This is a genomic window from Actinoplanes sp. NPDC051633 (assembly GCF_040681735.1).
Taxonomy (GTDB): domain Bacteria; phylum Actinomycetota; class Actinomycetes; order Mycobacteriales; family Micromonosporaceae; genus Actinoplanes.
Window position 1 is genome coordinate 1 of record NZ_JBFAZH010001523.1, and the last position, 1,548, is coordinate 1,548.

At 71.4% G+C, this 1,548-nt stretch carries 2 protein-coding genes; both read left to right on the plus strand.

Annotation, left to right across the window (positions count from 1 at the left end; translation table 11 throughout):
- Nucleotides 1–32: 32 nt before the first annotated feature.
- Nucleotides 33–1,133, plus strand: a complete 1,101-nt coding sequence (locus tag AB0M20_RS42740; RefSeq protein ID WP_364307141.1) for an ATP-binding protein — start codon at nucleotides 33–35, stop codon at nucleotides 1,131–1,133.
- Nucleotides 1,134–1,142: 9 nt separating this feature from the next.
- On the plus strand, nucleotides 1,143–1,442 hold the full coding sequence (locus AB0M20_RS42745) for a PadR family transcriptional regulator (protein WP_364307143.1): 300 nt from the start codon (nucleotides 1,143–1,145) through the stop codon (nucleotides 1,440–1,442).
- Nucleotides 1,443–1,548: the final 106 nt, after the last annotated feature.

A 1,548-nucleotide genomic window follows, 5' to 3' on the forward strand; every position in this document is an offset into this window, starting at 1 on the left:
CTCACCGACCCGGGAGTGGGGTATCGCATCCGATGAGGCTTCGACTGACCCTCGTGTACGGCGGCCTGTTCCTGGTCGCCGGTCTGCTGCTTCTCGCGGTCACCTGGGTGCTGGTGCGCCAGCAGCTGCCCGGTGACATCGCGTTCGCGATCACCGACCGCGTCCCGCTCCCGGGCCCGGGGGTGGCGGACACCCGTGTCACCAAGGAGATCACCGGCCAGGCGCAGGACAACCTCTTCGGCACGTTCCTCACCCAGGGTGCGATCGCCCTGCTGGTGGTGGCCGCCCTGGCGATCTCGCTGGGCTGGTTCATCGCCGGGCTGATGCTGCGGCCGCTGCACCAGATCACCGGCACCGCACGGCGGATCGCGGACGCTCCGGCCGCGGACGGGCGGCTGCGCGAGCGGATCGCGATGAGCGGACCGGACGACGAGATCAAGCAGCTGGCGGACACGTTCGACCTGATGCTGGCGCGGCTGGACCACTCGTTCGACGTGCAGCGCCGATTCATCGCGAACGCGTCGCACGAGCTGCGTACCCCCCTGACCCTGAACCGCACGCTGCTGGAGGTGGCGCTCACCCCGGCCACCGTGCCGGCCGAGATGCGGCAGCTCGGCGAGACGCTGCTGACCATCAACGACCGGCACGGGCGGCTGATCGACGGGCTGCTGATGCTGGCGAAATCGGAACGCGACACCCGCACGATGTCCTATGTGGATCTCGCGGACGTCGCCGAGCACGTCGCCTGCGAGGAGGACCGGAAGCTGTCCGAGGCGCCGGTGCTGGGCGACCCGATCCTGCTGGAACGCATGGTGCAGAACCTGGTCGAGAACGGCCGCCGGCACAACCTGCCGGGTGGCTGGGTATGCGTGGTCACCGGCCGGCACGCCGACCGGGTGTTCCTCGAGGTCAGCAACAGCGGGCCGGTGGTTCCGCCGTACGAGGTGGAGGGCCTGTTCGAGCCGTTCCGGCGGCACACCGGCGACCGGATCGCCGCGCCGGGCGCCGGGCTGGGCCTCTCGATCGTGCGTTCGGTGGCGCACGCACACGGCGGCACGGCGCACGCGGTGGCCCGGCCCGAGGGTGGCCTGGTGGTGACCGTGGCCCTTCCGCGGGCGCCCGACCCTATGTAGGGTGCGGACATGCCTCCGCGGATGACGGCGTCGGTGCTCAAGGTGATGGCCGCGCTGCTCACCGCGGCCGGCGAGGAGCGGTACGGGCTGCAGTTGATGCAGGCGACCGGGCTGCCCAGCGGCACTCTCTATCCGATCCTTGTGCGGCTGGAGGGCGCCGGGTGGGTCGAGTCGCGGTGGGAGGAAACCGATCCCGCGGCCGAGGGGCGACCTGCACGCAGGTATTACCGTCTGACCGCGGAGGGCGCAGCGGAGGCCCGGCGGGAGGTTGCGGCGATGCACTCGTTCACCCGGATCCAGGAAGCATGAGCGTTCTGTCCGCGCTGGCCCGGGCCGGGATACGGGTGGCGGCGCTGCGATACCGGCCGGCCGGCCTCGAGTCGCGGATGCGCGACGAGTGGCTGGCCGAGCTGCC